The sequence below is a fragment of the Marinobacterium zhoushanense genome (assembly GCF_014641945.1).
Taxonomy (GTDB): domain Bacteria; phylum Pseudomonadota; class Gammaproteobacteria; order Pseudomonadales; family Balneatricaceae; genus Marinobacterium_D; species Marinobacterium_D zhoushanense.
In genome coordinates, this window is the sequence record NZ_BMIJ01000004.1 from 511,616 (window position 1) to 538,426 (window position 26,811).

General features: G+C 58.5%; 23 protein-coding genes. 14 read left to right on the forward strand and 9 right to left on the reverse strand.

Annotated elements, in window-relative coordinates; translation table 11 throughout:
• The first annotated feature begins 283 nt into the window (after window positions 1-283).
• From IEX40_RS12120 to IEX40_RS12135, 4 genes are all read left to right on the forward strand, one after another.
• Window positions 284-1,138, forward strand: a complete 855-nt coding sequence (locus IEX40_RS12120; RefSeq protein WP_188748558.1) for an HAD-IIB family hydrolase — start codon at window positions 284-286, stop codon at window positions 1,136-1,138.
• A gap of 97 nt (window positions 1,139-1,235) precedes the next feature.
• Window positions 1,236-2,459, forward strand: a complete 1,224-nt coding sequence (locus IEX40_RS12125) for a glycosyltransferase family protein (RefSeq protein ID WP_188748560.1) — start codon at window positions 1,236-1,238, stop codon at window positions 2,457-2,459.
• Window positions 2,456-4,198, forward strand: a complete 1,743-nt coding sequence (locus IEX40_RS12130) for a sugar phosphorylase (RefSeq protein ID WP_188748562.1) — start codon at window positions 2,456-2,458, stop codon at window positions 4,196-4,198. The genes IEX40_RS12125 and IEX40_RS12130 overlap by 4 nt, the downstream gene beginning before the upstream one ends.
• 33 nt (window positions 4,199-4,231) lie before the next feature.
• Window positions 4,232-4,930: an SRPBCC family protein gene (locus IEX40_RS12135; protein WP_188748564.1), complete on the forward strand. Its 699-nt coding sequence runs from the start codon at window positions 4,232-4,234 to the stop codon at window positions 4,928-4,930.
• Here the strand turns inward: IEX40_RS12135 and IEX40_RS12140 are convergent.
• Window positions 4,927-6,579 carry an acyl-CoA dehydrogenase family protein gene (locus IEX40_RS12140; RefSeq protein WP_229680730.1) on the reverse strand — a complete coding sequence of 551 codons (1,653 nt, stop codon included), beginning with the start codon at window positions 6,577-6,579 and terminating at the stop codon, window positions 4,927-4,929. The genes IEX40_RS12135 and IEX40_RS12140 overlap by 4 nt on opposite strands.
• 180 nt (window positions 6,580-6,759) lie before the next feature.
• On the opposite strand from IEX40_RS12140, the gene IEX40_RS12145 reads away from it, so the two are divergent.
• From IEX40_RS12145 to IEX40_RS12170, 6 genes are all read left to right on the forward strand, one after another.
• On the forward strand, window positions 6,760-7,344 hold the full coding sequence (locus IEX40_RS12145; protein WP_188748568.1) for a CARDB domain-containing protein: 585 nt from the start codon (window positions 6,760-6,762) through the stop codon (window positions 7,342-7,344).
• 254 nt (window positions 7,345-7,598) lie between these two features.
• Window positions 7,599-9,533, forward strand: a complete 1,935-nt coding sequence (locus tag IEX40_RS12150) for a hypothetical protein (RefSeq protein ID WP_188748569.1) — start codon at window positions 7,599-7,601, stop codon at window positions 9,531-9,533.
• Window positions 9,534-9,543: 10 nt separating this feature from the next.
• On the forward strand, window positions 9,544-10,689 hold the full coding sequence (locus IEX40_RS12155) for a hypothetical protein (protein ID WP_188748571.1): 1,146 nt from the start codon (window positions 9,544-9,546) through the stop codon (window positions 10,687-10,689).
• Window positions 10,690-10,719: 30 nt separating this feature from the next.
• Window positions 10,720-11,277 carry an RNA polymerase sigma factor gene (locus tag IEX40_RS12160; protein WP_188748573.1) on the forward strand — a complete coding sequence of 186 codons (558 nt, stop codon included), beginning with the start codon at window positions 10,720-10,722 and terminating at the stop codon, window positions 11,275-11,277.
• 57 nt (window positions 11,278-11,334) lie between these two features.
• Window positions 11,335-11,952: an anti-sigma factor family protein gene (locus IEX40_RS12165; RefSeq protein ID WP_188748576.1), complete on the forward strand. Its 618-nt coding sequence runs from the start codon at window positions 11,335-11,337 to the stop codon at window positions 11,950-11,952.
• Entirely contained in the window at window positions 11,945-13,297 is a 1,353-nt protein-coding gene (locus IEX40_RS12170; protein ID WP_188748578.1) for a S8 family serine peptidase, read from the forward strand. Before IEX40_RS12165 ends, IEX40_RS12170 begins: the two co-directional genes overlap by 8 nt.
• A 116-nt stretch (window positions 13,298-13,413) precedes the next feature.
• Here IEX40_RS12170 and IEX40_RS12175 read toward each other — a convergent pair whose 3' ends face one another.
• Entirely contained in the window at window positions 13,414-14,553 is a 1,140-nt protein-coding gene (locus IEX40_RS12175; protein WP_188748580.1) for a hypothetical protein, read from the reverse strand.
• A 90-nt stretch (window positions 14,554-14,643) separates the two neighbouring features.
• The gene (locus IEX40_RS12180; RefSeq protein WP_188748582.1) at window positions 14,644-15,063 is read right to left on the reverse strand and encodes a GFA family protein; all 420 of its coding nucleotides are present in this window, start codon (window positions 15,061-15,063) and stop codon (window positions 14,644-14,646) included.
• 254 nt (window positions 15,064-15,317) lie between these two features.
• Here IEX40_RS12180 and IEX40_RS12185 point away from each other — a divergent pair, with 254 nt between their 5' ends.
• The 3 genes from IEX40_RS12185 (at window position 15,318) to thpD (ending at window position 18,851) form a co-directional block, all read left to right on the forward strand.
• Entirely contained in the window at window positions 15,318-16,559 is a 1,242-nt protein-coding gene (locus IEX40_RS12185) for a GGDEF domain-containing protein (protein ID WP_188748584.1), read from the forward strand.
• Window positions 16,560-16,657: 98 nt separating this feature from the next.
• Entirely contained in the window at window positions 16,658-17,548 is an 891-nt protein-coding gene (locus IEX40_RS12190; protein ID WP_188748586.1) for a D-hexose-6-phosphate mutarotase, read from the forward strand.
• Window positions 17,549-17,930: 382 nt separating this feature from the next.
• The gene (gene thpD / locus IEX40_RS12195; RefSeq protein WP_188748588.1) at window positions 17,931-18,851 is read left to right on the forward strand and encodes an ectoine hydroxylase; all 921 of its coding nucleotides are present in this window, start codon (window positions 17,931-17,933) and stop codon (window positions 18,849-18,851) included.
• A 161-nt stretch (window positions 18,852-19,012) separates the two neighbouring features.
• On the opposite strand, the gene IEX40_RS12200 is transcribed toward thpD, so the two are convergent.
• Both IEX40_RS12200 and aptA read right to left on the reverse strand, forming a co-directional pair.
• Window positions 19,013-20,506 (reverse strand): CoA-acylating methylmalonate-semialdehyde dehydrogenase, encoded by a 1,494-nt coding sequence (locus tag IEX40_RS12200; RefSeq protein WP_229680732.1) that lies wholly within the window; start codon window positions 20,504-20,506, stop codon window positions 19,013-19,015.
• 52 nt (window positions 20,507-20,558) lie between these two features.
• Window positions 20,559-21,893, reverse strand: coding sequence for an omega-aminotransferase AptA (gene aptA / locus IEX40_RS12205; RefSeq protein ID WP_229680733.1), 1,335 nt, complete (start codon window positions 21,891-21,893; stop codon window positions 20,559-20,561).
• Between the two features lie 134 nt (window positions 21,894-22,027).
• On the opposite strand from aptA, the gene IEX40_RS12210 reads away from it, so the two are divergent.
• Window positions 22,028-22,951, forward strand: coding sequence for a LysR family transcriptional regulator (locus IEX40_RS12210; protein ID WP_188748594.1), 924 nt, complete (start codon window positions 22,028-22,030; stop codon window positions 22,949-22,951).
• Window positions 22,952-23,005: 54 nt separating this feature from the next.
• On the opposite strand, the gene IEX40_RS12215 is transcribed toward IEX40_RS12210, so the two are convergent.
• From IEX40_RS12215 to IEX40_RS12230, 4 genes are all read right to left on the reverse strand, one after another.
• Window positions 23,006-23,455 carry a MarR family winged helix-turn-helix transcriptional regulator gene (locus tag IEX40_RS12215; protein ID WP_188748596.1) on the reverse strand — a complete coding sequence of 150 codons (450 nt, stop codon included), beginning with the start codon at window positions 23,453-23,455 and terminating at the stop codon, window positions 23,006-23,008.
• Between the two features lie 333 nt (window positions 23,456-23,788).
• Window positions 23,789-25,108 (reverse strand): TRAP transporter large permease, encoded by a 1,320-nt coding sequence (locus IEX40_RS12220; RefSeq protein WP_188748598.1) that lies wholly within the window; start codon window positions 25,106-25,108, stop codon window positions 23,789-23,791.
• On the reverse strand, window positions 25,105-25,527 hold the full coding sequence (locus IEX40_RS12225) for a TRAP transporter small permease (protein ID WP_229680734.1): 423 nt from the start codon (window positions 25,525-25,527) through the stop codon (window positions 25,105-25,107). Before IEX40_RS12225 ends, IEX40_RS12220 begins: the two co-directional genes overlap by 4 nt.
• Before the next feature lie 95 nt (window positions 25,528-25,622).
• Window positions 25,623-26,678 (reverse strand): TRAP transporter substrate-binding protein, encoded by a 1,056-nt coding sequence (locus tag IEX40_RS12230; RefSeq protein ID WP_188748600.1) that lies wholly within the window; start codon window positions 26,676-26,678, stop codon window positions 25,623-25,625.
• Between the last annotated feature and the right edge of the window lie 133 nt (window positions 26,679-26,811).

A 26,811-nucleotide genomic window follows, 5' to 3' on the forward strand; every position in this document is an offset into this window, starting at 1 on the left:
CAACTCTGTAGCCGAATAACCGCAAACGCTGGCTAACGAGCCTGCGGCACCGATATGCACCATATCAGTGCATAGGCATACACCTTGCGACCAGGTGCACCAAGGCTGGGCCAGTAAATGTTTTATAAACGGTTGCATTCGGCGTCAACCGGGGGATTTGTCGTGTTTTGTATCGAACTGGCACAAAGATCGCTTTATGACAGGCAGACCAAATAGAAAAGAGCGTCAGGAGACCTGACCGGCATTCGCGCCCCTCAATCGCACCCGATGCCGGCTACCAGCCATGACTTACTCGAACCCGCAACAGACGGCTCCACCGCTGCTGATCGTGACCGATCTGGATGGAACCCTGCTTGACCATGACAGCTACAGTTTTGCCCCGGCGCGCCCCGCGCTCGAGCGTGCCTACGCTGCCGGCATCCCGGTGATTGCCAACACCAGTAAAACCCGCGCCGAGCTGATCGACCTGCGCGCCAGCCTCGGCAATAGCGACCCCTTCATCATCGAAAATGGCTCGGCGATCTGCATCCCCGAACAACAGATCCACCTGCGTCGCGACGACGATCGGATCGACGAGGGCTATATCGAGCTGCCGCTCGGCGTTGGTATAGACGAGATCCGTAGTCAGCTCACAAGACTAAGCCGGGAGTACCGTTTCGAAAGCTTCGGCCAGTGGAGCCTGGAGCAGGTGATCACCCATACCGGGCTGTCGCCGGACGCCGCCCGACAGGCACAGGAGCGTCGCTACAGCGAAGCACTGCTCTGGCTGGATAGCGATGCGCGCCAGCGGCAGTTCAGCCGAGAGCTGGCAACCCAGGGTCTGCACTGCCTTCAGGGTGGGCGTTTTCTCAGTGTGCTGGGGGCTGAAGCCGACAAAGGCCGGGCGCTGGAGCGGTTGAAGAATCTCTACCGCCCGTTGCTGGGCGAAACCCCATTGGTGATCGCCCTCGGCGACAGCGATAACGATGTGGCGATGCTGGAAGCAGCCGATATTGCCGTGGTGATCGCCAATCCACACCGACCCGCGCCCGTAGTGCACGCGAATGAAGTGATCTATAGCCAGGCCGCAGGCCCTGCGGGCTGGAACAACGTGATCCAGGTGTTACTGGATCGTTACCAGGCTGCCGAAAAACGTTAACGACTCTCTAATGTTTTACTCTAATGTTTTTCAGCCGCCTGTTAAGGAGCTCGTAGAGCTATCAAGCGCGCTTGCGCTAGCCTGACAGGAGAATGTGATGGGCGATTTTTATCAAAATGGTGTCATTACCACCCTGCACAACCTGTGCGACCGTCCCCTCGACGAACTCGAAAATGAATTGGCGCAATATGGCCGCCGACGCCCCATGTCGTTGGTGCTGCCCTCGCTCTACTCCGAACTGGAGGGGCCAGCGCTCGGTCATATCATCGACGAGCTTGCGCAGGTGCCCTACCTCAATGAGATCGTCATCGGTCTGGATCGCGCCGACAAGCAGCAGTACCGCCAGGCGCTGAAGTTTTTCGACCGCCTGCCCCAGCACCACCGCGTGCTGTGGAACGACGGACCACGCCTGCGCGAGGTGGATAAGCTACTTAGCGAGCTAAACCTGGCACCACGCGAACCGGGTAAGGGGCGCAACGTCTGGTACTGCCTGGGCTATGTGCTGGCCACCGGGCGCGGCGAGTCGGTAGCGCTGCATGACTGCGACATTCTGACCTACGATCGCAGCCTGCTGGCCCGGCTGATCTACCCGGTCGCCAACCCGAACTTCAACTACGAGTTCTGCAAGGGCTACTACGCCCGCGTGGCCGGCAATCAGATCAATGGCCGCGTCAGCCGGTTGCTGGTGACGCCGCTGCTGCGCGCGCTGAAGAAGGTGCTCGGACCGATGGAGTACCTGGAGTTCATGGACTCCTTCCGCTACCCGCTGGCCGGCGAGTTCTCCTTCCGCCGCGACGTAATCAACGATATCCGCATCCCCAGCGACTGGGGCCTGGAGGTGGGGATGCTGTCGGAGATGAATCGCAACTACTCCCACAACCGTATCTGTCAGGTGGATATCGCCAAGACCTACGACCACAAGCACCAGCCGATGTCGGCTGAGAATGCCGAGGCCGGGTTGTCCAAGATGTCGATCGATATCAGCAAATCGATGTTCCGCAAGCTGGCCACACAAGGGGTGGTGTTCAACACCGAGACCTTCCGCACCATCAAGGCGACCTACTTCCGCATTGCGCTGGACTTTGTCGAGACCTACCGCAACGACGCCCTGATCAACGGTCTGGATTTCGATATCCACAAAGAGGAGCTGGCGGTGGAGATGTTCTCGCGCAACGTCATGCGTGCCGGCGAGGATTTCCTCAGCAAGCCGATGGAGACCCCCTTCATCCCCAGCTGGAACCGGGTCATCAGCGCCGTTCCCGATATCTTCGAGCGTCTGGTGGAGGCGGTCGACGCCGATACGGCGGAGTTCACATCATGAGTCAGGGCGATCTCGATCTGCTGCGCAAACGGGTTGTCAGCCATCTGAACCGCATCTACGGCGGTGCCGACAACGGTACCCTGGCGGATCAACTGATCGAGAAAATGGCGCTCGACGCCAGTTGTCGGACGCCGGAGCCCCACGCCAACCTCTGGGACCAGGAGGATATCCTGCTGATCACCTACGGTGACAGCCTGCTCTGCCCGGATGAGAAACCGCTGCAGACCCTGCGCAGTTTCCTGCACCAGCACCTGCACGACTGCGTCAGCGCGGTGCATATCCTGCCCTTCTTTCCCTGGAGCTCCGACGACGGCTTCTCGGTGATCAACTATGTCGAGGTCAACGAAGCGCTCGGCGACTGGCAGGATGTGGAGGCGATCGCCGGCGAGTTCGATCTGATGGCGGATCTGGTGATCAACCACTGCTCCAGCCGCAGTCTCTGGTTCGAGAACTTCAAGGCCGGGCGTGATCCGGGGCAGAACTATTTCCGTCTTGCCTCGCCCGACGACGATCTGAGCATGGTGGTGCGCCCCCGCACCTCGCCGCTGCTGAAGGAGGTGGAAACCCTAAATGGCACCCGCTATGTCTGGTGCACCTTCAGCCACGACCAGATCGATCTGGATTTCTCCAACCCGACGGTGCTGCTGGAGTTCGTCGGCATCCTGCGCCAATACCTGGACCACGGCGTGCGTATCTTCCGCCTGGATGCGGTCGCCTTCCTGTGGAAGGAGCTGGGCACCAATTGCATCAACCTGCCGCAGACCCATGAGATCATCCGCCTGCTGCGCCTGCTGGTGGAGCACGCGACACCCGGTGCGGTGATCATCACCGAGACCAATATCCCCAAGCAGGAGAACCTCTCCTACTTCGGCAACGCCAACGAAGCGCACACGGTCTACAACTTTCCGCTGCCGCCGCTGCTGGTCAACACCCTGATCACCGGCGAGTGCGGCGCGCTGCGCGACTGGCTGATGAGCATGCCGCCCACCCAGCAGGGCACCTGCTATCTGAACTTCATCGCCTCCCACGACGGCATCGGCCTGCGCCCCGCCGAGGGTTACCTGAGCGAGCACGAGGTAAACCAGCTGGTACGCACGCTGGAGGGGTTCGGCGCCCGTGTCTCCTGGCGTACCCTGGCCACCGGACAGGCCCGCCCCTACGAGATCAATATCGCCCTGTTCGAAGCGATGCGCGGCACCCAGAGCGGTGAGGATGAGTGGCAGATCGAGCGTTTCATCTGTGCCCATACGGTGATGCTGGCGATGGAGGGAATGCCCGCATTCTATATCCACAGCTTCCTCGCCACCCCCAACGACGAGCGCAGGGTGGAGCTGTCCAATCACAATCGCGCCATCAACCGCCACCAGTGGGACCGTCAGCAGCTTGAGGAGCGGCTGAACGACCCCGCAACCGACCAGGCCAGGGTGCTGGGCCGCCTGAAGAAGCTGATCGACCTGCGCGTCAGACAGAAGGCGTTCCATCCCAACGCCGTGCAGTACACCCTGCAGCTGGGTGACCATATACTGGCACTCTGGCGCCAGAGCCTGGATCGAAGCCAGCACATTTTCGCCATCACCAATGTCACCAACTGTCCCCGCCAGGTCGATCTCGGCGAAGTGAACCTGCCCAGCGCGGACAAGTGGGTCGATCTGATCAGCGGCATGGAGTTCACCGACCGTTACACGACACTGACGCTCCAACCCTACCAGAGCATGTGGCTGTGCAATAATGAGCAGTGAAGCAGGCATCAGGGGTCAAGGAGGGTCAGACCGATGCGCCGTCGATCAACTCGTTTCAGCAGTGCCAGACCGGTGTACACCTGGTTCCGGTTGCTCTTTGGCATCACGGCCTCACTGCCCCTGCTTGCGCTGACGACAAACAGCTACGGTGACGAGGGCTGGCGCCACTGGAAGACTGAGAACCAGGTCAGCATTCATTACCGAACAGAGGCAAGCTCGGGCCTTACCGAGGTGAGAGCGGATACCTCGGTGCGCTGCACCCTCTCCGCGTTTATCAACCTGCTGCGCGATACCGAAAACGCCGACAAGTGGCTCGACAGGGTGAAGTCGGTCGAAGAGCTTGAGCGCTATTCGGCAACCGAGAACCTGGTAGAGATCCGTTTCAAAGGCTTTCATATGGTCGCAGAGCGCTGGGTACAGACCAGATCCAGCATAACCCAGGATGAGAACCTGCAACTGAGCCTGAGTATCCACAATCAATACCAGGCGGCGCGGGAGGCACCCGGAATACAGGTCAGGCGACTGGAGGCGCTATGGACGTTGACCCCGTCGCAGGATGGACAGGTCCATATCCGCTATCAGGGCATCATCGATCCGGACGGTTCCATACCCAACTGGATGGCGCGCAACCTGAATCTGGAGTCCGCCTACAGAACCTTTGTGAACCTGAGGAAACGGATTCAGTTACCAGGCTATCAGCAGCCCAAGCTCCCCTTCATTACCGAACCCTAACCTGCCACCTTCGGCTGCGCCCGCGCGATCAGCGCCGAGCAGTCGATGTTCGCCGGCAAGGTGCCGTACATCTGTCCATCCGAGCACAGCCGAGCGCTGATAAACGCCTCGGCGATCATCGACTCGCCGTGCCTCAACAGCGTTGCTCCCTGCCAGGCCAGCGCCAGTGACTCGATCAGCTGACGTGCCAGATACTGCTGCTGATCGCTCACTCGCAGCTGCGCCACCAATCGGCGCAGATAGCGGTCGAAGCGCTCGTCCAGCCCCTCGGCGCCATAGAGCTCGCCTAGAAAAGCGTCGAACAGCCGGGTCTCCCGCTGCATCACCCGCAGTATATCCAGACACTGGAGATTGCCCGATCCCTCCCAGATCGCGTTGACCGGCGCATCCCGATACAATCGCGCCAGCGGGTTGTCATTGATGAACCCCACCCCGCCAACACACTCCATGCACTCGTAACTGTGCTGGGGCACCCGCTTGCAGGTCCAGTATTTGCCGATTGCCGTGCCCAGACGCACGACTGCGTCCTCCAGGGGATCGCCGCGGTTATCCAGCGCATGTGCCGTACGTAGCGCGATTGCCAAACCCGCCTCTGCCTCCAGCGCCAGGTCGGCCAGTACATTCTGCATCAACGGCTGGCGGTGAAGTGGCTGGCCAAACGCCTCGCGTCCGCCGGTGTGATGGATCGCCAGCATCGCGCCCTGGCAGAGATTGGCGGCCGCCGCCAACATGCAGTCGAAACGGCACAGTGCGACCATCTGCAGGATCGTGTTGATACCCCGTCCCTCCTCGCCGACCCGCCAGGCAAAGGCACGGTGAAACTCCACTTCCGACGAGGCGTTGGAGAGGTTACCGAGCTTGTCCTTCAAGCGCTGGATCTCAATCGCGTTTTTGCCCCCGTCGGGGCGCCAGCGCGGCGCAAGGAAGCAGCTCATGCCGTTGTCGGTATACGCCAGTACCAGAAAGGCATCGGACATGGGTGCTGAGCAGAACCATTTATGCCCGACCAGTTCGAAGCTTGGCACTCTGGCATTCGTGCCGGATGGATAGGCGCGAGTGGTATTCGCACGCACATCGGATCCGCCCTGTCTCTCGGTCATCGCCATGCCGATGGTGAGGGAGTCCTTGTCATAGAAAGGCAGATTGCGCCCATCGTAAGGTGCGGCCGTTATGCGCGGCTCCCAGTACTGGGCCAACGTGGGCTCGCAACGCAGTGCCGAAACCGAGGCGCAACTCATGGTTAACGGGCAGCAGCTCCCGGCATCCGCCTGGTTGTGCAGATAGAACAGCGCCGCCCGTACCAGTCGGCTCCCCGAACGGCGCTCCCGCCAGGGCAATGACACCAGCCCGGCATCGACAGCCTCGGCCATTAACCGGTGATAGGCCGGGTGATAACGCACCAGGTCGATGCGCTCGCCGGAGCCGTCATGGGACAGGAGCTCGGGCAGAAAACGGTTGGCCTCGAAGCCCGCCCGCATCAACTCGCCACCCACCAGCTCACCATAGGCGTGAAGACGCTCTCGCGCCCAAGCACCGCCGAACTGGCTGACCCAGTATTGCAGCAGTGTGTCGGCCGCCCAAGCATTGTAATCAGCAAGCGGTGGGGGTTGATTAACACCTGGTTGGTTTAGCAGGTGTTCGTCTGACATGGCCATACCAATGGGCTGAATGGGATCGGTTAATTGGGGTCTGCTAATAGGGTCAGTATAGTTAGATCAACCGGTTTCCCTCCTCCTCGAAACTCATCCGAAATTTTTTTGAACCGTTTTGAAACTGCTTTCGACATAGGTCACAGCAACACCCAATTATGTGAACCAGGAGACCAGACCATGAAAGCACGTATGATCAAAAACCTTATCGCCACCGCCACTCTGTCCATGATCGCCTGCGGTACTTTTGCTGCCGCGCCGAACAATTCAGGGCCCGCCCCAAAATGCCCGTTTGGCCAGATCGCCGTGAAGAAGAACGATCTCTGGGTCTGCGAGCCGCTGAAAATCAAGGCCCCCACTAAAGGGCTGGAAGCGGTTCCCACCGCCGGCAAGCAGTACCAGGCCGCTGAGCAAACCAAGCCGGCGCGGGCCAAGCCCGACCTCACGGTTGCCGACGGCAGCGATACCGTCGGCCGCGCGCTACCCAACTCAACGCCGAACTGGGAAAAAAAGATCTACGTGCATATCAAGAATATCGGCAGCTCCGCCTCCCAAGGCGGCTATGTCGAGGTCAAACTGAGTAACGGCGCAATCGGCAAGGGCAGTATGCCCACCATCAATCCCAACCAGACCCGCCTGGTGTTTGTCGAGTTCCGCGCACCGCTGCCGGAGGGCCGACTGGTGGCCAATATCAAGGCCGACAGCACCAATCAGATCGCCGAAAGCAACGAGAGCAACAACACCAAAACCGCGGTATTCCAGTAACGGCTATTATTGTTTGACTGCGGATCGGTTACGGGGGGAGTCATCGCGACTCTCCCCGCATTTTCTATTATCCGATGAGTGCTGCTGATCAGAATTCATTTACCAACCCGCACAAACACTGGCATTATTTTTCGGGCACATTAACCCTCATAACACTTCAGGGCAGGAAGATGCTGGTTAAATCAGGAAGGCTGTTAACCTCATGTGGATTATTGCTGTGCAGTCTCCAAGGCCACGCTGCCGAGACTATTCAATTGGCTTTTCAGCAACCCTTGCAGGATAAAGCGCTGGAGAGCATCGCCGTCGAGATCGGCGGTTACGACGTGACCCCTTTTATCGAGCGCACCGACGATGGCGTGATCGTGTCGCTGGACTCCGGACTGGAGGCCGGCACCTATCAAGCCTATGTGCTGGCGTTTTACTCCGACGGCGAGATCCAGACACTGAGCGAGTCCCAGGTTACCATCGCCGCGTCCGGCAGCAGCACGCAATGGAACCTCAACTCAACGCTATCCACCCAGGTGCGCGTTGCGGAGGATGACACTACCGATTACCGCAGTGTCGACCACCGACAGAGCAACGGTGCGCTGAGCGCGGATAGCGATCACCGTGACGGCAATATTCATACTTCTGCGCGGCTGCAGGCCGTATACGACAACCTGCACCAGGGACACTATCCCGACAGCGAATGGCAACTGCCCGAATACCAGGCGGGTATCGCTCATGAGAGCGATGCAGGCACTGCCGGCGTTCAAGTCGGCAACTATGCCCATCCCAATGAGGACCTGCTGTTTTCCGGCTATCAGCGCCGCGGAGTCAACCTCTTCGCCAACAACCCTGAGCAGACCCTGAAGGCTTCGCTGTTCGGCACCGCCAGTGAAACCACCAACAGCGTCGAGCAGGATCTGTTCTGGCCCGAAAAGCAGAACAACCAGACGCTTGGCGGCACACTCGCCGTCAGCCCCCTGACAGATAATCCCGAACGCCTGACCCTGGGCGCCAGTTATGTCGACGGCAAGGGCACCTCGACCGGCAGCGGTTTTACCGTGCTCGATGATGAGAGTATCTACGGCGGGCACAGCTGGGGCTTTACGCTGGACTCGATCTGGCTCAACCGATCGCTCTGGCTGCACTGGCAAAAAGCGCAATCCAGTTTCGACAGCGACGGTCTGGATTACGGCGACGGCGCCCTCGATGACGATGCCGACAAGTGGCTGGTTCAGCTGAACTCCGGCCCCGATCTCCCCGCGTTCGGCGTCGACCAGTGGCAATTAAGTGCCCAGCGCCAGCGGGTTGGCGAATACTTTTACAGCATCGCCAATCTGGGCCTGCCCGGCGATCTGGACACCCGGCAACTGGCACTCTATGCCAACAAAGGGGGCCTCAGCCTGAATACCGAGGGCCAGCACCAGCAGAACAATATCGAGGACCGCGCCGATCGCGCCACGCTGACCGTGCGTTACTTTGGCCTGGACCTTAACTACACCCCCGGCGTCGATCTGCAGTCCGGCCCATGGCGCTATATCGGCTCCCCCAGCTATACCACGTATTACCATGTCACCCGCAACAGCCAACCACGCAGCGATGTTCTACTCAGCGGTCTGGATGTCGACAACACTCAGCGGGAGTACTCGGTCGGCGCCAGCTTCAGCCACGAACGCTGGAGCTGGGGGCTGAACTACGCGTTGGTGAAAACGGACGATCGCAGCGACCCGGTGGAGCAGAACGGCTTCGAGATCTACACGCCGGTGGGCGATACCGAAAACCACCTGACCAGCCTGCAACTGAGCTGGTTCCCGAACGAACGCCTGACACTCTCCCCCACTCTGCAGTGGAACCAGTACAAGGAGCTGGAGAACGACAACGCATACAAAACCCTCAACGCCGGCATCGACGGCCAGTACGCATTTATTCCCAATAAGTTGCTGATGCACGTGAACTATTTTTACGGCCATTACGACAACCGCTATGGAGACCCTGACTCCCTGGATACCCAGCAGGACAACCATACCGGCAATCTGCAGCTGACCTGGAAAGCGGTTGAAGCCAAGCGGCTAAAACCCGGTATGGACTGGTTCCTGAAAGGAAACTACGGCAGACAGGATGACACTATCGATGCAAACGATTACGAAAGTTGGCAGGTCCGACTGGGCTTCAGTGTCTATTGGGCCGGCTACAACGAGGGTTAAAAGAACTGCTATGAAAAAACTTATCCATACCCAGCTTCAACGCCGGCTGACGTCACTGGCGCTACTCCTGATCGGCTGCTGCGCTCTGCTGTCCAACGCGGCGCAGGCAGCCGTCACCAGCGCGACGGGAAGTTCAGCCACATCGGTTCTGGTCGCAAACAAAAACAACAACTTCACCATCCGCTGGCAGGTCACCACGACCACCAACCGTTTTTCACGGGAGGCCAGTGTTATCAATCTGGCGTCACCGCTCACCCTGAATGGTGTCATCACCCCGGCAGGGGATATCACCAACGAGAGCTTCTCGATCAGCGGTGCCCAGGTAAAAAGCTGGATCGACGCCGGTTTGAGCACCATCATTATCCGTCGCAACTTCACCGACCTCTCAAGCGCACCAGCAGGCGGCATCAATGCCGACGTGCGCTTCAGCCTGAGCAGCAGCGGCCTGCGTGCCACCCGCGAGAGCGGTGCATTCGCCGTGCAGAGGCTTCAGCTCAGCTTCTCCAATCAGACCAGTCTGGCGGTGGTAGAACCGGGCCAGGAGCTGTTCGGCTACCTGGATGTGGACTTCAGCGGCACCGGCATTCTGGAAGGTTACTGGCAGCTGTCCGAACCCGGAGGCTCCGACGCGGCGCCACTCTTTCGCACCCTGAAGCTGGAGCGCCAGACGCTCAGCAGCCTGCAGCATCTGCGCCTGCCCAGCCCGCGCCTGCCCACCGGTAAAACCGGCAAATATCTGCTGCGCTTCTGCGTCATCGATCGCAACACCACCGACGGCAACGCGTTCAACTGCCCAGATGAGGGCAAGGTCGTCACCGTCGCCTATCAAGTGCTCGCCGCCCCCCTGGGCCAGATCGAGGAGATGCAACTGAGTGCCGATACGCAACCGATCGGCCCGGCCACCCCGCTGCACTGGAGCCCGGTCGAGCACGCGGTGGTCTACCAGTTACAGATATTCCAGGCCGCGGGCAATAATGCCCCTACCTTCGTCGCCGGTATGCTGCTGCCCAGCTCGACACCGGGTACCAGCTTGTCGACACTGGTTCTCGACAAGCTGAACCCCCATCAGCAGTATCTATGGCGCATCAACGCCCTGGACTCTCAGGGCCGGGTCATCGGACAGAGTGAGATGACCGCGATGACCTACGTTCCCTGACGCTTCTGATGCTTCGGAGGATAGTGCCACATGGATGAAGACAAGGCCCTGATCGAGGCGATCATCGCCCGACAGGAGAGCGCATTGGAAAGCTTCTACCGGAAATATTCCGGCCTGGTATATGGCTTTGCGCTGCGCACGCTGAAGAACCCTGTGGATGCCAGCGAAGTGATGAACGAGGTGATGCTGGAGGTCTGGAACAAGGCCTCCAGCTTCGCCTATAAATCCTCGATCAAGACCTGGCTGCTCTCGATCACTCACCATAAAGCGGTAGATATGGTGCGGCGTAACGTGCGCCACGACCATGCGGATGAATCCGAGATCGATCTGGAATCCTCCGATTCGCTCAGCTGCTCGTTGGAGCAGGGCGAGATCTCGTCCGAAAACAGCGGCCATATTAAATACTGCATGGATGCTCTCGGCATGGCCCAACGCCAGGTGGTCTATCTCACCTTCTTCGAGGGCTGCAGCTACCCGGAGATCGCCGCCACGCTGGAGATCCCCGAAGGCACGGTGAAAACCCGGATGATGCACGCGAAGAAACTGCTTCTGGCCTGTCTGGGCCGGTTGATACCGAAATGGGATTGAACCGATTTCCGGTAAACGACGACCTAGCAGAAAGAGAGACAGAAGCGAGTACCGACGATGACCGACTCGAACCATGACGAAAACCTGATGGCGCTGCTGCCCTGGTATGTCAACGGCACACTGACCGAGGACGAACGCCAGGCCGTCGAGGCGCTGCTGCAGCGCTCTGCCGAAGCCCGTGCCACGCTGGAGACATTGCAGACCCTGCAGACTGATATCAAGGCGGAACTACAGGAACCTGTTCCCGGCGACCTGGGCTGGAAACGCCTGCAAAAGAGTATCCACAGCCAACCGACGCCGATCCCAAAGACACAGCGGGATCGACCGATATGGAACCGGTTCCTCGCCGCGGCGGCCGTGCTGATCATCGCGCTGCAGGTGGGGCTGTTACTCAAGACACCGACCGACACCACGCCGCAGTTGCTGGGCACCAAGCCCGGTACCGAGCAGCTTCAAGACGCCCAGCTCTACCGTCTGGTCATCGCACCCGATGCGCGCTGGTCGGAGGTGGAAGCCCTGTTGCTGGAGCTGAATGCACAACTGGTGGACGGACCCTCAGCGGTAGGGGTCGTCAGCGTCGCGATTAAGGCTCCAGCGGATCAGGCTGAAACGGTGCTTGAGCAACTGAACAGCCATCCGGCAATCGAGCACGCTCAGGCTGTACGCAATGAGTAAAGCGCCTTTGTGCGCCTTGCTCGCTGTTGCCAGCCTGATCAGCAGCGCGCATGGGGCCGCCGCAACAGCCCCCGCCCCCCCGGAACAGTATCCAACAGGCCGTGCAGTCGGCACAGGGCCGGTGGGCAATAGCCCCCGCTCGCCCTCCGACACCGCGGCCAGTCCTGCCACCGAAGCACGGGACCCTGCGCACGCGCCCCCCGATACAGGCAACAGTTCACCGCCGTCGATCCCCCGCGATATGCAGTTGTTGAACCATCAACTACCCAGCATTCCCGGTCGACCGGCACCCGCTGTCGATACCACCAGCGACATTATCAAGTCCGAGATTCTGGTCGGTGCCGCGGATCTGGATACGGCGAATCGACAACGCCAGCTCCTTGACTCCCTAGGCTTGCGTATCAAGGGCCGACAAGTGCTGGGCGGACTCGGGTTCGTGCTCAGTGTGTATCGTGTACCTGAGGGTGAGGATCCCGATGCGCTTCTGGCACAACTGCGTCAGCAATGGCCGGAGCTGGGCGCCGAGTTCAACCGTATCTACCGTTTACAAGGCAGTCGCGGACGCCAGTTTGCACGTCGAATGGTTGCCTTGCCCGACACGCCGAATCTAGGGACAGGGATCACCCTGGCGATGCTCGACGCGACGGTGGATACCAAACACCCCGCCCTCGCCCATAGCAAGATCGACGCGATTGATATCACCGGCCGGGCCAACGCGCCGAGTCGTCATGGCACTGCCGTAGCCAGTTTGCTGGTGGGACGGGCGATGGTGGATGGCGCCCTGCCGGGTGCCGATCTGCTGGCGATCAATATCTTCACCGGCGGGGAGGATGACGGGCTCGAGACCCGAACCGACTGGTGGCTTCGGGGCCTGGATCAACTGCTGCTCAACAACGCTAAGCCCAGCGTCGTAAACATGAGTTTCGGCGGAGGCCGCAGCGAACTCGTAGCCGGAGCTCTGCACACCTTACAGCATAGCGGTATCGGCCTGGTCGCCGCAGCGGGGAATGATGGCCCAGGCAGTTCGGCCATGTTTCCGGCCAACCAGCCGGGCGTCATCGCCGTCACCTCGGTCGATATCGACAAGCGCATTGCCCGCCATGCACCGCTGGATGACGTGATTACGCTGGCCGCCCCCGGAGTCGATATCTGGGCGGCCGACCTGAACGCAAAGGGTTTCTACGCCAGCGGCACCTCCTTTGCTGCACCCTGGGTCAGTGGCGCACTGGCACTGGCCAAGCAGCGCGGTGAAACTCTCGACTCACTTATCCACAACGCCGAAGATCTCGGCGAAAAGGGACACGATCCAGTATTCGGATATGGCCTGCTATACGACCTACGCTGATGCAAAGGTCTCCTGGTTGAATCCCTCCTCTGGCGAACCACACTGCAGCGACATCGTTTAGATAAAAAAGAATGGGCCATAGGCCCATTCTTGAATGTTGTGTTGGCAGGCTGAACTCAGTTCTTAGCTCTTGCCGGAGCCGGCGCCGGCGCCTGTTGCTGCAGGATACCGCCATTCCCCGAGGTTGCCTTTATGCCTACCATCGGTTTACAGGTTTGCTTCCACTGGTAGCTGTCGACAAAGTCCCAATCGTTCCACGGATCGTTGGGTTTGGCCTGGGTTTTGACGTACATGCTGAAGGAGTAGTTCTGCATGGAATTGAGCGGCTGGCCATTGAGCTCCGCTTTGACCATGAAGTTGTGCTGTACGTTACCGCCGTTGTAGTCAAAGCGCTGCGAGGTATAGATCGGCTGTCCGTTGCGCTTGATATGGATCTGCATCTTACCCTTGCCCTGGGCGACCAGCTGGCCCTGAAAATTCACATCCGTGGGACACTGGCCGGAGAAATCCCCCTGCGGGGCGATCAGCTGACCGGCGCTGATGGTAATACCATACTGGCTCTCGATCTGGCCGTTGCCACCCAAGGGAACCGCGATCACCTTGACCGGTTTAGCGATCTGGGTACCGCCCACCATCGCCTGGGGAGACCCTTCGTACTCCACCATAAAGTCGGCCTGTACCTGTTTCACCGCGTAGGCGGTATCGCCATTATTGTTGTGGGTGCATTTAGCGGCCAGTGTTACCGGGCGCTCAACTTTGAATAGCCGGGTTTTCGACAGGAATGACGCCTCGCTCATCCCGCCCTGCTTAGCTTTCTGCAGCTCAGCCTCTACGGTTTTGACCGGATCGAAATAGTGCGCGGCAATGTTGTTGACCTGAATATCGAACACCAGCGGTGGCTCGGAGTTCGCTTCGACGATCTCGCCCTTTACATAGGAAGCGACATTGACCGTCCAGTCCGACAGCCTGGCCTGCGACTTGTTCAGCGACGCACCGGACGCGGTGACCGGCCCCAGGTAGAGCTCTGCGCCGGTGAAATGGTGGCGCTTGCTACAGTAGACACTGGCGCCTCCCAAGCCCATGGCGGCGCTGGGCGTCATCAGCGTCAGCTTACCGTTGACAAGCTTTACCTTGTACTTAGTTTGCATCGCCGTGTTGGCGCTGTAGTTGAAATTGATCGAATCGACGGGGGCGGCACTTACAGTGCCCGCGAGCATCATGCCCAGGACCGATGCGAGAAGCGTTTGAGTTTTCATGTTGTTCTCCTTTTCATTTGACGGCTTCCCCATAGTCGTAAGCCCTGACAGAACGGTTCAAAGTTTTAAGGCCTTTTCCCGTCGAGAAGTTCAATCATTGGAAAAACTGGCAAACACCTCCTCTCCGGTCATATTTTTCGTCTCGTTGGCAAAGGCATAGTATTCGGGCTTTTCATCGATAAAGATCTGGTGATCGAAGTTCAGCGCTTCCGCCGTATCGAACAGTCCGGCTGGAATAATGTACTGACCATTCTGCTTCAGCCGGTAAAACAGGTGGCTTCCACACCTGGCACAGAACCCCCGTTCCGCCCAATCCGAAGATGAATAGGTTGAAATATTCTCCTCACCTGAGAATTTAACCTCGGTACCGCAGTCAACGGCCATCAGCGGGCCGCCGGTCCACTTCCGACACATGCTGCAGTGACAGGCACCAACGTGCTTCGACATCGACTCTGCCTGAAGCCTGACAGCACCACACAAACAGTTTCCCGTTGCTCCCATTACGCTCATAGCACCCTCCTGTGCGACTACTGTTTCGTTACGTTAAATATACTGGGCGACTCAGCCCTATCCGATAAGAGCTCAAATTATAGCCCTGATACGGTCACTGTCAGGAACCGATTCTGCTGTAGGTCCAATCAGGCATCGATAACCACCATCACCGGCTATGAAGCACTAACAAGCTGAGGCGATATAATCGTTCAGCCATCGATTTTCTGTTCTAATTACCGCTTTACCCGAACACGTCACACTCAAGGGTTGCGATGAACACTATAAAAATCAAATTCATAGCGGCACTAACACTGGTCAGCCTTCTGGTAGGCGCCATCGTTCTGATCCTGACCCCTTATATGGTCAAGCATGAGATAGTCGAGAACGCGCTTGAGCACCGAAGCAACACCTTCGAAAAGTCGATCAAACACTTCATAGAGGAACATGGCTCTTGGGGGAGTGCTGGGGATGCGGTCGCCTTTGCCAACTCGGCGGATTTCAGACTGGTTGAGGAGGTTAGCGATATCAACCAGATCCCGATCAAAGTCACCGTATTCGATCAAAATGGCCACGTGTTGCACTCAGGATCAGGTTTTACTATCGGCAGCAGGGTTGATATCGGTTCGATGGAGGATCCGGAGGAGATCTACGTCCGCGACGAGGTCGTTGCCTACATGGCGGCAACCGGTGACGTCCAGCTATCCCCTTGGGAAAAGGCCTACCTGCATACCCTTGAAGAAACCCTGTTCTTCTCAGTTCTGATGGCCATTATCACCATCCTGCCTTTCGGCATCTGGCACGGTAGTCGGCTAGTCTATTCGCTGAAACACCTGACCCGCGCCGTCAACAGCATGGCGGAAGGGAAACTGCAGCAGCAGGTACCGATCAACTCCGGCGATGAAGTTGGCGTACTTGCCCAGGCGTTCAACTCAATGAATCAGCAGCTTGTAAGTGCCTATAAGGAGCTGGAAACCTCCCGCAACCTGATTGCGGATCAAGCCGAGAAGCTCAAGGAGCTGAGTATTCGCGACGAGCTGACGGGACTGTATAACCGACGCTTCTTCAATGAAGAGGGCGCCACCCTGATGGCCAGTTCGGTTCGTTATAATCAGCCACTCTCAATCGTGCTCGGTGATGTCGATCACTTCAAAAAGATTAATGACAACTACTCCCACGCCACCGGAGACGCGGTGCTGAAACAAGTCTCGAAGATTCTGCAGCAAGGGGTTCGCGCCAGCGATTTGGTCGCGCGTTTCGGTGGTGAGGAGATGGTACTGGCACTGCCCAACACCTCGTTACCTGAAGCAACCGAGATGATTGATCGCATCCGTGCGGCCATTGCCGATTATCCCTGGTCTGACGTGGCCGAGGGGCTGAGCGTGACGATGAGTTTCGGCGTATCTGCCGACGAATCGGTGCAGAGCCTGGAACGTCGGTTGGACCTGGCCGACACCGAGCTGTACCGCGCCAAGCGCGAGGGGCGAAATCGCGTCTGCGCCTGCGAGCCGGCCTGAGCCCCAAAGGGTGTTATCGCTGTCGACAATACAGCGACTATGCTTTCATTTAAGTAATCATGCCGTATCTGATACGGCATCTGTATAGAGAGGTGGGTATGTTCAAACCCTTCACCCTGCCCGGCCGCGTGCGTTTCTATGCAGGCCCGGGACAGTTGCCGCACTGCGAGTTGACGGCGCCAGCCGGGCAGGTCGTGCTGTGCCTGCAGGGGGCTCAGGTGTTGAGCTATATTCCGACCGGACAACCGGACCTTTTGTGGATCAGCCCCAATACACAGTACATACAGGGCAAAGCGATCCGCGGTGGTATACCGGTCTGCTGGCCCTGGTTCGGCGATCATCCGGAGGATGGCAACCTGCCGGCACACGGTTTTGCCCGAAATGCACTCTGGGAGATACGTTCCAGCTTCGCCGCCGACGACACCACCCAGATCCAGCTCGGGCTCACCGAGTCGGCTACTACTCGGCAGATTTGGCCGACACCTTTTGACCTAACCCTGGATATCGAGCTGGGCCATACCCTCAAGTTGACGTTGACCACCCGCAACACCGGCCCACAGAGTGTCATGGTCACCGAGGCCTTACACAGCTATTTCGCCGTCAGCAGTACTGACAGCATCCATATCGAGGGGCTTAGCGGGTGCCGCTATCACGACAAGCTCGAGGCGTTCGCGATCAAACCCCAGCGCGAGGAACTGACGCCCACCCCGCCGCTGGACCGGGTGTATGATCACTCGGCCTCAGGTCTCAAGCTTTTGGACTATGGATTGAAGCGGGTAATTCAGATCGACAAGAGTGCCAGTGACTCCACCATCGTCTGGAACCCAGGAACCGAGGTCGCCGGCGGGATTGGCGATATCGGCGCCGAACCCTCACGCCGCTATATCTGTATCGAGTCGGGCAACGCGCTGGGCAGTGCGGTTTCCCTGCCCCCCGGTGCCAGCCATGCCCTGGTCATGGAGCTCAGCTCAGCCGCGCTGGAGGAGTGAGCTCCAGCGGTTTTGACTCTCGCGTTTCTATACTGGAGAATACCGCGCGAGTCATGAGGAGTTGAGACACTTCATGATGACGGCCTAACGGGAGATGCCGGTCTGTTTACGGCAGTGCCCTTTTCAACAGGTTTTAACCTGCTCTACCGATCTCCGGTATCTACCTTGGCGCTCCCAACGGGAGAGTGTCAGATTGATCCAGCCGTCCCAACTCCGCCACGGCGGCAGATAACGATGCATCCGCGCGAGTCAGTTCTCCTGAGTTAACCGGACAGCAATGTCGCCGCATGATACTCGTCACAACACCCGACAATCCACGCACCGCGTCAGACCCGCGACAAAGGGGGTCACTTGCCGGTGCACGAACGAAAGGAGGAGTGAAATGAGTACGCAAGAGGATCTCTATCCGTCACGGGATATCGAAAAACCACAGGTGATCAAACGCCAGGATCCGGTTCTCTACAACAATAAGCCTGACCAGGGCCCAATAAGCGAAACGCTACTACGCCAGTATGAACGCGACGGTTACCTGCTACTGCCAGAGCTATTCAGCCAAGCCGAGGTGAACGAATTCCTCGCCGAGCTGGAGCGGATGCAACAGGACCACGAGCTATTGGCCACGGAGGCGGCTGTCACTGAGCCAAGCAGTAACGCGCTACGCTCTGTGTTTCAGATCCACCGCAACAATCTGCGCTTCAGCCAGGTCGCGGCAGACCCGCGTATCGCCGATATCGCCCGCTTTATTCTCGATGACAACGTGTATATCCACCAGTCACGGCTCAACTTCAAACCCGGATTCAACGGCAGGGAGTTCTACTGGCACTCCGATTTCGAGACCTGGCACAGCGAAGATGGCATGCCGCGCATGCGTGCCCTGAGTGCCTCTATCCTGCTGACCGATAACACCGAGTTCAACGGTGCCTTGATGGTGATGCCGGGCTCGCAACGCGAGTTTATTGGCTGTGTCGGCAAAACCCCCGATGACTACTACCGCGACTCACTGAAGGCACAAACCATCGGCACACCGGATATGGCATCGCTGGCCGGATTCCAGCGCCGTTACGGCCTGCGCTCGACTGCGGCTAAAGCCGGCACAGTTTTGCTGTTCGACTGCAACCTGATGCATGGATCCAACTCCAACATCAGCGCCAGCCCGCGCAGCAACCTGTTCTTCGTCTATAACGCCGTCAGTAACCGAGTCGTGGCGCCGTTCAACGGCAACAAGCCGCGTCCGGAGTTTCTGGCCACGCGCGAAACCTTCGCTCCGCTGATCTCGCCGGAGCCACACAGGAAAGCGGGGTGAAACCCGCGTGGACCATACGTTCCGTGCATAATGGAAAAGGGGACCCGAAGGCCCCCTTTCCAGAAGTTACGAAGGACCGCTGACGCGATCTTGTTCGCACCTGCAGTATAACCCGGACAGACAGCTTACTGCCATCGACCGGGCTAGTCTGCGCACCCTGGTTAACTAGGGAATGAGTAGGTCACCCCTTCCCGCACACCGCTGGAGGGCCAGCGCTGGGTGATCGTCTTGCGCCGGCTGTAGAAGCGGATCGCATCCGGACCGTAGGCACTCAGATCGCCGAACAGCGAACGCTTCCAGCCACCGAAGCTGTGGTAGGAGACCGGCACCGGCAGCGGTACGTTGACGCCGACCATACCAACCAGGATCTGATCACAGAAGTAGCGCGCCGCCTCACCGTCGCGGGTGAAGATGCAGGTTCCGTTACCGTATTCGTGACGGTTGATCAGGTCGATCCCCTGCTGCAGGTTATCGACACGTACCACCACCAACACCGGACCAAAGATCTCGTCGGTGTATATCGTCATATCTTCGGTCACTCGATCGAACAGCGTCGCGCCGACAAAGTAGCCGTTCTCGTGCCCCGGCACGACGATATTACGACCGTCGACCACCAGCTCGGCGCCCTGTTCGACACCTGCGTTGATGTAGCCGAGTACGCGGTCACGCGCCTGGGCGGTGATTAGCGGTCCCATTTCGTTACTGTTATCAAGGCCGGACCCCACTTTCAGATCCGCAATCTTCTCCTTCAGCGACGCCACCAGCTTATCGGCGATCTCATCCCCTACCGCCACAGCAACGGAGATCGCCATGCAGCGCTCGCCGCAGGAGCCGTAAGCCGCGCCCATCAGTGCGTTGACGGCATTATCGAGATCCGCATCCGGCATCAGGATGGAGTGGTTCTTGGCGCCACCCAGGGCCTGGCAGCGCTTGCCGTTGGCTGCCGCCTGCTCATAGATGTACTGGGCAATCGGGGTGGAGCCGACGAAGCTGACCGCCTGCACGGTCGGCGACTGCAGCAGAGTATCCACCGCCTCCTTATCGCCGTTGACCACATTCAATACCCCCGCCGGCAAGCCCGCCTCCATCGCCAGTTGGGCGATCATCAGCGCACTGGACGGGTCGCGCTCGGAGGGCTTCAGTACGAAGGTGTTGCCACACATGATCGCAGCCGGCCACATCCACAGAGGTACCATCGCCGGGAAGTTGAACGGGGTGATACCCGCCACCACGCCGAGCGGCTGGAACTCGCTCCAACTGTCGATCGCAGGGCCAGCGTTCTTGCTGTGTTCACCCTTGAGCAGTTGCGGGATACCGCAGGCAAACTCGACGTTCTCGATACCGCGCTGCAGCTCGCCAGCCGCGTCATGCAGTACCTTGCCGTGTTCGCGGCTGATCGCCTGGCAGATCTCGTCGGATTTCTGCTCCAGCAGCATCTTGAAGCGGAACATCACCTGGGCACGTTTGGCCGGCGGGGTGTTGCGCCAGGCCGGATAGGCCGCCTGGGCATTGGCGATCGCTTGCTCGACGGTGGCGACGCTGGCCAGCTCCACCTCGCCACAGACTTCGCCGGTGGAGGGGTTATAGATCGGCTGGGTACGGCCCTGGGTCAGGACGTTTTCGCCCCCGATAAAGTGTCCAACTGTCTGAGTCACAGCGGTGTCTCCTGTCATTTTTTTACTCGTATTCAACTCTAAGCCGAACTTATCAGTCGGCGCTGTTCAACGCATCACCGAGGATGTTGACGATCTGGTCGATCTGATCCGCTTCCATAATGAACGGCAGCCCCAGTTGCAGGGTGTCACCGCCGTAGCGCACATAGAGCCCCTTGTTCCAGCACGCCATCGCGATCTCCCAGGGACGACGGGCCGGCTCTCCCGGCTTGCTGGCAATGGTCATACCGGCGGCAAAACCGTAGTTGCGAATATCGGTGACATGCTTGCAGCCCTTGAGGCTGTGCACCTTCTCCTCGAAGATCGGCGCCATCTCGGAGACACGGGGGATCAGCTGATCCCGCTCCAGCAACTCCAGCGTCGCCAGACCTGCGGCGCACGCCACCGGATGTCCGGAGTAGGTGTAACCGTGCGGCAGTTCCACGTTGTAGTGGGCGCCGCCGGCTTCCATGAAGGCGTCGTGAATCTCGTCCTTGACGATCACCGCCCCCATAGGAATGGCACCGTTGGTGATCTGCTTGGCGACGTTGATCATATCCGGCACCACGCCGAAGGCATCGGCACCAAACATGGCGCCGGCACGGCCGAAGCCGGTGATCACCTCGTCAAAGATCAGCAGGATGCGATGCTTGTCACAGATCTCGCGCAGACGCTTCAGGTAACCCACTGGCGGGATGATCACGCCGGCGGAACCGGAGAACGGCTCAACAATGACGGCAGCAATGTTGGAAGCATCATGCAGTGTCACCAGATCTTCCAGTTCATTGGCCAGGTCGGCGCCCTGCTCCGGCATCCCCTTGCTGAACGCCATCTCCGGGCGCCAGGTGTGGTTCAGGTGATCGGACTCCATCGCCTGGCCCCACAGCTTGCGGTTACCGCCGATACCGCCGAAGCTGATACCGCCCCAGCTGGCACCGTGGTAGCCCTTGGCACGGCCGATGATGCGGGTTTTGGTCGCTTCACCCTTCTGCCGCCAGTAGGCGCGGGCGATCTTGGTCGAGGTGTCGGCAGACTCGGAACCGGAGTTGGTGAAGAACACCTTGTTCAACCCCTCCGGGGCCAGTGAGGCAACCTTCTCCGCCAGCTGGAACGCCAGCGGGTGTCCGTACTGGAACGCGGGTGCGTAATCCAGCTGCCCCAGTTGTTTGGCAACCGCTTCCTGAATTTCGGGACGGTTGTGACCGGCGCCACAGGTCCACAGTCCGGACAGACCGTCCAGGATCTTGCGCCCTTCGGCATCGATCAGGTACGCGCCCTCAGCCCCGGTGATAATACGGGGGTTGGCCTTGAACTCGCGGTTGGAGGTATAGGGCATCCAGTAAGCATCGAGCTGAGCCTGGGTCAGCCCGGCGGATTCGGCTTGGTTCATCGCAGTACTCATTCAATCAATTGGTGACGTGGTTGAACTTGGTTGCGATGCACTTTAGGCCAGGTGTTAAGTTTGATAAATTACAATTAATCGAAACTTACTTGCATTTTAATGAAACATTAATCGAGGCCCCGATGCGCGCATTACTGGGTAATCTTTCCGACGCCGATATCCGCCTGCTGCGGGTGTTCATGGCCGTGGTCGAAGCCGGTGGATTGAGCGCCGCCGAGCTGGAACTGAACATCGGACGCTCCACCATCAGTCGCCACCTGAAGGATCTGGAGCTACGCCTGGGCTTGACCCTGTGCCGGCGTGGCCGTGGCGGATTCTCGATGACCCAGGAGGGCGTACAGATCTACGAGTACGCCCAGCGGCTGATCACCTCGATCGAGGATTTTCGTCACCAAGTCAACGATATGCACCGCACCCTGCAGGGCCAGCTGTCGATTGCCATGTTCGACAAAACCGTCAGCAACCCGGAGTGTCAGGTGCCCAGAGCGATCGCCACCTTTACCGCCAGCGCACCGGAGGTACAGATCGATATCCACGTGGTACCGGTCAATCAGATCGAGAAGGGAGTCCTGGACGGCCGCTATCATGTGGGCATTATTCCGACCCACCGTCCATCCAGCAGCCTCAAGTACATACCGCTGTTCGGCGAAAATATGCATCTTTACTGCGGCAGGGGGCACCCGCTGTTCGAGCATGCAGCAAGCGCCGATGCTGACGCGATTCGCAGCCAGCGCTACGCGGGGTTGAGTTTTCACAGCCCCAACATGGAGACCGGTCGCAAACATGGGCTGGAAAAAAGTGCGGTCGCCAACGATCAGGAGGGGATCGCCACACTGATCCGCTCGGGGGCCTATATCGGCTACCTGCCCGATCACTATGCCGCCCCCTTCGTGGCCTCAGGGGAGATGCGCCAGATCGAGCAGAGCCGGTTCGACTATTACTGCGAGTTCGCTGCGCTGTACCGGAAGTCGCCTGCACCGACGCGTCTGGTACAGCGTTTCCTCAACGCCCTACAGGAGAGTCACGGCAGCACTATTACCGAATGAGGCCGACGACCAGCAGGCAGGCGCTCCATGCAACGAAGTGGAGCGCAAGTCGCGCTAGGAGGCGAATCGGGAGAGGATCTCGAGCAGCAACTCTTTTTCACCAGGCTTCAGACGCTCGCAAAGTTTATCCTCGTGAGCCGCTACACGATCCACCAGTTCTTTGTAGAACTTCTGGCCATGGTCGGTCAGATAGAGTGCGTAGGAACGCCGATCCTTCTTCGATGGACGGCGTTCGATCAGATCCAGTTTTTCCAAACGATCGACTGCGGCCACCATGGCGGAACGATCATTGCCGAGTGCCTGCGCAACGGCGGTTTGCGTGAGTCCCGGATTCTCCTTGGCGATCACCAGCACACCGAACAGACCGGGGCTTACCCCCAGGTCAGAGCAGGCGGTCGAAAAGTTGTTGAAAAATGTGAGCTGTGCACGTCTTAGACGGTAGCCAAGCATCTCACCAAGAACGCCGAAGCTTATTTCGTCCGCTGGTCCTGTAGAACCGTCCATCAAACCTCCACCGCCGGAAAAGGCAAAAAAACGCTATATTTAAAAACTAAACAATTAGAATTTTAAACATATAATTTTTTCACACAACCCCATATGTTTCTTGCATTCCCACTGCTGCACATCTATGTGCCCGCGGCATACCGTACATCCTGTTATATCCCGCTCCTGTGCATCCCTGCACCCGCGGGATACCGTACATCCTGTTATATCCCGCTCCTGTGCATCCCTGCACCCACGGGATACCGTACATCCTGTACATAAAAATGGGGAGCAGACAGCTCCCCTAATGGCGACACAAGGCTATTGAAAGCTTTTCACTTACAAAATGAGGCGTTAACCGAGCAGGTGCACCAGCACCAGCGTGATCGATGGGAACGCGACCAGTAATCCGACGCGGACCACATCCGACATCAGGAAAGGTACGATTCCCCTGAAGCATTCGCCCAAGCTCAAGTCGTTATCAAACGACTTGATGATGAATACGTTCATCCCCACGGGTGGTGTAATCAACCCCACTTCGACCACCACCAGCGCCAGAATACCGAACCAGATACCGACGTCAGCCACCGGGAAGCCGAAATCCATGGCGATGATCATCGGGAAGTAGATCGGGATCGTCAGCAGTATCATCGCCAGACTATCCAGGAAGCAACCCATAACCAGATAGGTCACCAGCATCAGGATCAGCACGGTATAGGGCGACCAACCGGAGTTTTCGATAAACTCGACACCCGCCGCCGGCAGCTGTGACAGCGCAATAAACACGCTGAACAGGTCGGCCCCGAACACGATGAAAAAGATCATCGCCGTTGACACCGCGGTACGCAGTAGCGCCTCGCGAAAATCAGCCAGTTTCATGCGTCCATGGGTAAAGGCCAGGATTGCGGTCAGCACCACGCCCACAGCGGCGGCTTCATTCGGAGTGAAAAAGCCTAGATAGATACCGCCGAGTACGATCAGAAAGATCAGCGTGATATGCCAGACATCCTTGGTTGAACGGAACTTGGCAGCCCAAGAGGTTTTCTCGCCCCGAGGCCCCGCCTTGGGATAGAGCCTGACGTAGATCGCAATCGCGAGCATGTAGCCAAACGCCGCGAGGAAACCGGGCACGAAGGCCGCGATGAACATCTTCGCAATATTCTGCTCAGTCAGTACCGCAAAGATGATCAGTACCATCGACGGCGGGATCAGGATGCCCAGCGTACCGCCTGCCGCCAACGACCCGGCCGAGAGTCCACCGGCGTAGTTCAGGCGCTTCATCTCCGGCAGGGCTACCTTGCCCATGGTGGATGCGGTTGCCAGGGACGAGCCGCAGATCGCACCGAAAGCCGCACAGCCCGCGACAGCAGCCATCGCCAAACCACCTTTCATGTGGCCGATCCAGGTGTTACAGGTGCGAAACAACTCCGCCGTAATTCCAGCCCGCGTTGCCAGTTCACCCATCAGGATAAACAGCGGCACGACGGACAGATCATAGGTGGAAAACTTGTCGACCGGGGCTGTACCAAGATACTCCAGCAGAGAGGGCATCCCGGCCAGCAGCGTATAACCCAACGCACCGCATCCCAGCATCGACAGCGCAATAGGAATACGGCATCCCATCAGCAACAGCAACAGCAACATCATCGCGAAAGCCAGCTGAATATCACTCATCGAACCAGCCTCCGAAAGAGATAAATATAAAGGTTATGCAAACTGCAAAGCCCCATCAGGATCAGCGACACAATACCCACGGCGAAGACCCACCATAGCGGCAGCTCAAGGATCATCGACTGCTCCATGTAGTCGTAGGCCTCCATACCACTGAGGCTCATCCGCCATACCAGCACAGCCGACACCAGGGCAAACAGCAGGTCACTTAACGCTTCCAACCGTCTGATCGTGACCAGACGGCAATGCGCCGTGAACAGGTCGACCACCACATGTCCCTGTTTCAGGTAGCACTCGGGCAGGAACAGAAACACCGCAATGCCCAACCCGATTTCCACCAGTTCGTAATCACCCTCTACAGCGGCACCCATGGTGCTTCGACCGACGATGCTGACAACGGTCATGAAGGCCAGTGCTAGCATGATGAAACCTCCCACCAGCGCGAACTGGTGGGATAACCATGCCAACCACCTGCCGACAACCGTCTGGCAAGCAGATTGATCCAGGTTCATGGCGCTCATGATTCCCCGTTGAGTTTCTCGTATTTGCTGATCAGCTCATTGGCCTCGTCATACAGGCGCTGGCCGTCATACCCCTCTGCGGTCATATCCTGAATCCAGGCATCGGTGATCGGCTGCATCGCCTGCTTCCAGGCATCGCGCTCGGCATCCGGCAGGGTGTAGAAGGTGTTGCCCCGATCGACGGCCACCTGGCGGTTCTTGACCTCGGTTTCATCGAACAGCTGCCCCATTTGCCGGGCCAGCTCGATACCGGAGTTGTCGTCAATCACCTTCTTCAGTTCCGCCGGCAGCGACTCGTAGGCATCCTTGTTCATGGTGAACAGGAAGGTGTTTGCATACAGGCCACGATCACCCTTGATTTCGGTGTGGTACTTGACGAGCTCGTGGATCTTCAGCGGGGCGACCACCTCAAACGGCAGTACTGCGATATCCAGCACCCCTTTGGAGAGTGCGCTCGGCATCTGTGTAACCGGCATGAATACCGGGTTGGAATCAAACACCGCAAAGGCGTCGGCCATCACCTTGTTCGGGGCACGCACCTTGGTACCTGCAAGGTCCGCTCCGGATTGAATCGGCTTTTCACGGGAGTGCAGAGAGCCCGGCGAGTGGGTGTGAACCGCTAGCAGGTGTACGTCTTTCAGCTCCTCGGCCATCTCCTTCTCGGCGTACTCCTGCATCGCCATACTGGTGACCTTGGCACTGGCCGGAACAAACGGCAGTTCAAATACGGTGGATTTTGGGAAGCGGCCCGGCGTGTATCCGGTAACTGTCCAGGTGATATCGGCTATGCCCTTGCGCGCCTGGTCAAACAACTGCGGGGGTTTACCACCCAGCTGCATGGCGGGATACACCTCGATATGGATGCGACCATCGGACTCTTTTTCGATCTTCTCGGCCCAGGGGGTGAGAATCTTCGAGTGTGCCATCGACATCGGCGGCAGCATATGGTGCAACTTAAAAGAGAATTCAGGATCAGCGGCCAGGCTGCTGGTGGACAGGGTGGTCCCTGCAATTGATAGCGAAACCGCTGCTACGAGAGTTTTTATACGCATTTTCAGCACCTTATTATTGTTTTCTCAGATATGTAACGCCTGCAGTCAGTGGCAGATGGGCTCCGCCGCTCACTTGTCACAATATTTATTGCACATATTGTTTACAAGAACAACATATGTTGTCATCAATTTT

Bases quoted from the DNA above. Each gene is read 5' to 3' on its own strand.
- IEX40_RS12125 (WP_188748560.1), top strand. From the start codon at position 1,236: ATGGGCGATTTTTATCAAAATGGTGTCATTACCACCCTGCACAACCTG.
- IEX40_RS12140 (WP_229680730.1), bottom strand. From the start codon at position 6,579: ATGTCAGACGAACACCTGCTAAACCAACCAGGTGTTAATCAACCCCCA.
- IEX40_RS12160 (WP_188748573.1), top strand. From the start codon at position 10,720: ATGGATGAAGACAAGGCCCTGATCGAGGCGATCATCGCCCGACAGGAG.
- IEX40_RS12215 (WP_188748596.1), bottom strand. From the start codon at position 23,455: ATGGACGGTTCTACAGGACCAGCGGACGAAATAAGCTTCGGCGTTCTT.
- IEX40_RS12170 (WP_188748578.1), top strand. From the start codon at position 11,945: ATGAGTAAAGCGCCTTTGTGCGCCTTGCTCGCTGTTGCCAGCCTGATC.
- aptA (WP_229680733.1), bottom strand. From the start codon at position 21,893: ATGAACCAAGCCGAATCCGCCGGGCTGACCCAGGCTCAGCTCGATGCT.
- IEX40_RS12155 (WP_188748571.1), top strand. From the start codon at position 9,544: ATGAAAAAACTTATCCATACCCAGCTTCAACGCCGGCTGACGTCACTG.
- IEX40_RS12130 (WP_188748562.1), top strand. From the start codon at position 2,456: ATGAGTCAGGGCGATCTCGATCTGCTGCGCAAACGGGTTGTCAGCCAT.
- IEX40_RS12165 (WP_188748576.1), top strand. From the start codon at position 11,335: ATGACCGACTCGAACCATGACGAAAACCTGATGGCGCTGCTGCCCTGG.
- IEX40_RS12220 (WP_188748598.1), bottom strand. From the start codon at position 25,108: ATGAGTGATATTCAGCTGGCTTTCGCGATGATGTTGCTGTTGCTGTTG.
- IEX40_RS12185 (WP_188748584.1), top strand. From the start codon at position 15,318: ATGAACACTATAAAAATCAAATTCATAGCGGCACTAACACTGGTCAGC.
- IEX40_RS12175 (WP_188748580.1), bottom strand. From the start codon at position 14,553: ATGAAAACTCAAACGCTTCTCGCATCGGTCCTGGGCATGATGCTCGCG.
- IEX40_RS12180 (WP_188748582.1), bottom strand. From the start codon at position 15,063: ATGAGCGTAATGGGAGCAACGGGAAACTGTTTGTGTGGTGCTGTCAGG.
- IEX40_RS12190 (WP_188748586.1), top strand. From the start codon at position 16,658: ATGTTCAAACCCTTCACCCTGCCCGGCCGCGTGCGTTTCTATGCAGGC.
- IEX40_RS12230 (WP_188748600.1), bottom strand. From the start codon at position 26,678: ATGCGTATAAAAACTCTCGTAGCAGCGGTTTCGCTATCAATTGCAGGG.
- IEX40_RS12210 (WP_188748594.1), top strand. From the start codon at position 22,028: ATGCGCGCATTACTGGGTAATCTTTCCGACGCCGATATCCGCCTGCTG.
- thpD (WP_188748588.1), top strand. From the start codon at position 17,931: ATGAGTACGCAAGAGGATCTCTATCCGTCACGGGATATCGAAAAACCA.
- IEX40_RS12145 (WP_188748568.1), top strand. From the start codon at position 6,760: ATGAAAGCACGTATGATCAAAAACCTTATCGCCACCGCCACTCTGTCC.
- IEX40_RS12120 (WP_188748558.1), top strand. From the start codon at position 284: ATGACTTACTCGAACCCGCAACAGACGGCTCCACCGCTGCTGATCGTG.
- IEX40_RS12225 (WP_229680734.1), bottom strand. From the start codon at position 25,527: ATGCTAGCACTGGCCTTCATGACCGTTGTCAGCATCGTCGGTCGAAGC.
- IEX40_RS12135 (WP_188748564.1), top strand. From the start codon at position 4,232: ATGCGCCGTCGATCAACTCGTTTCAGCAGTGCCAGACCGGTGTACACC.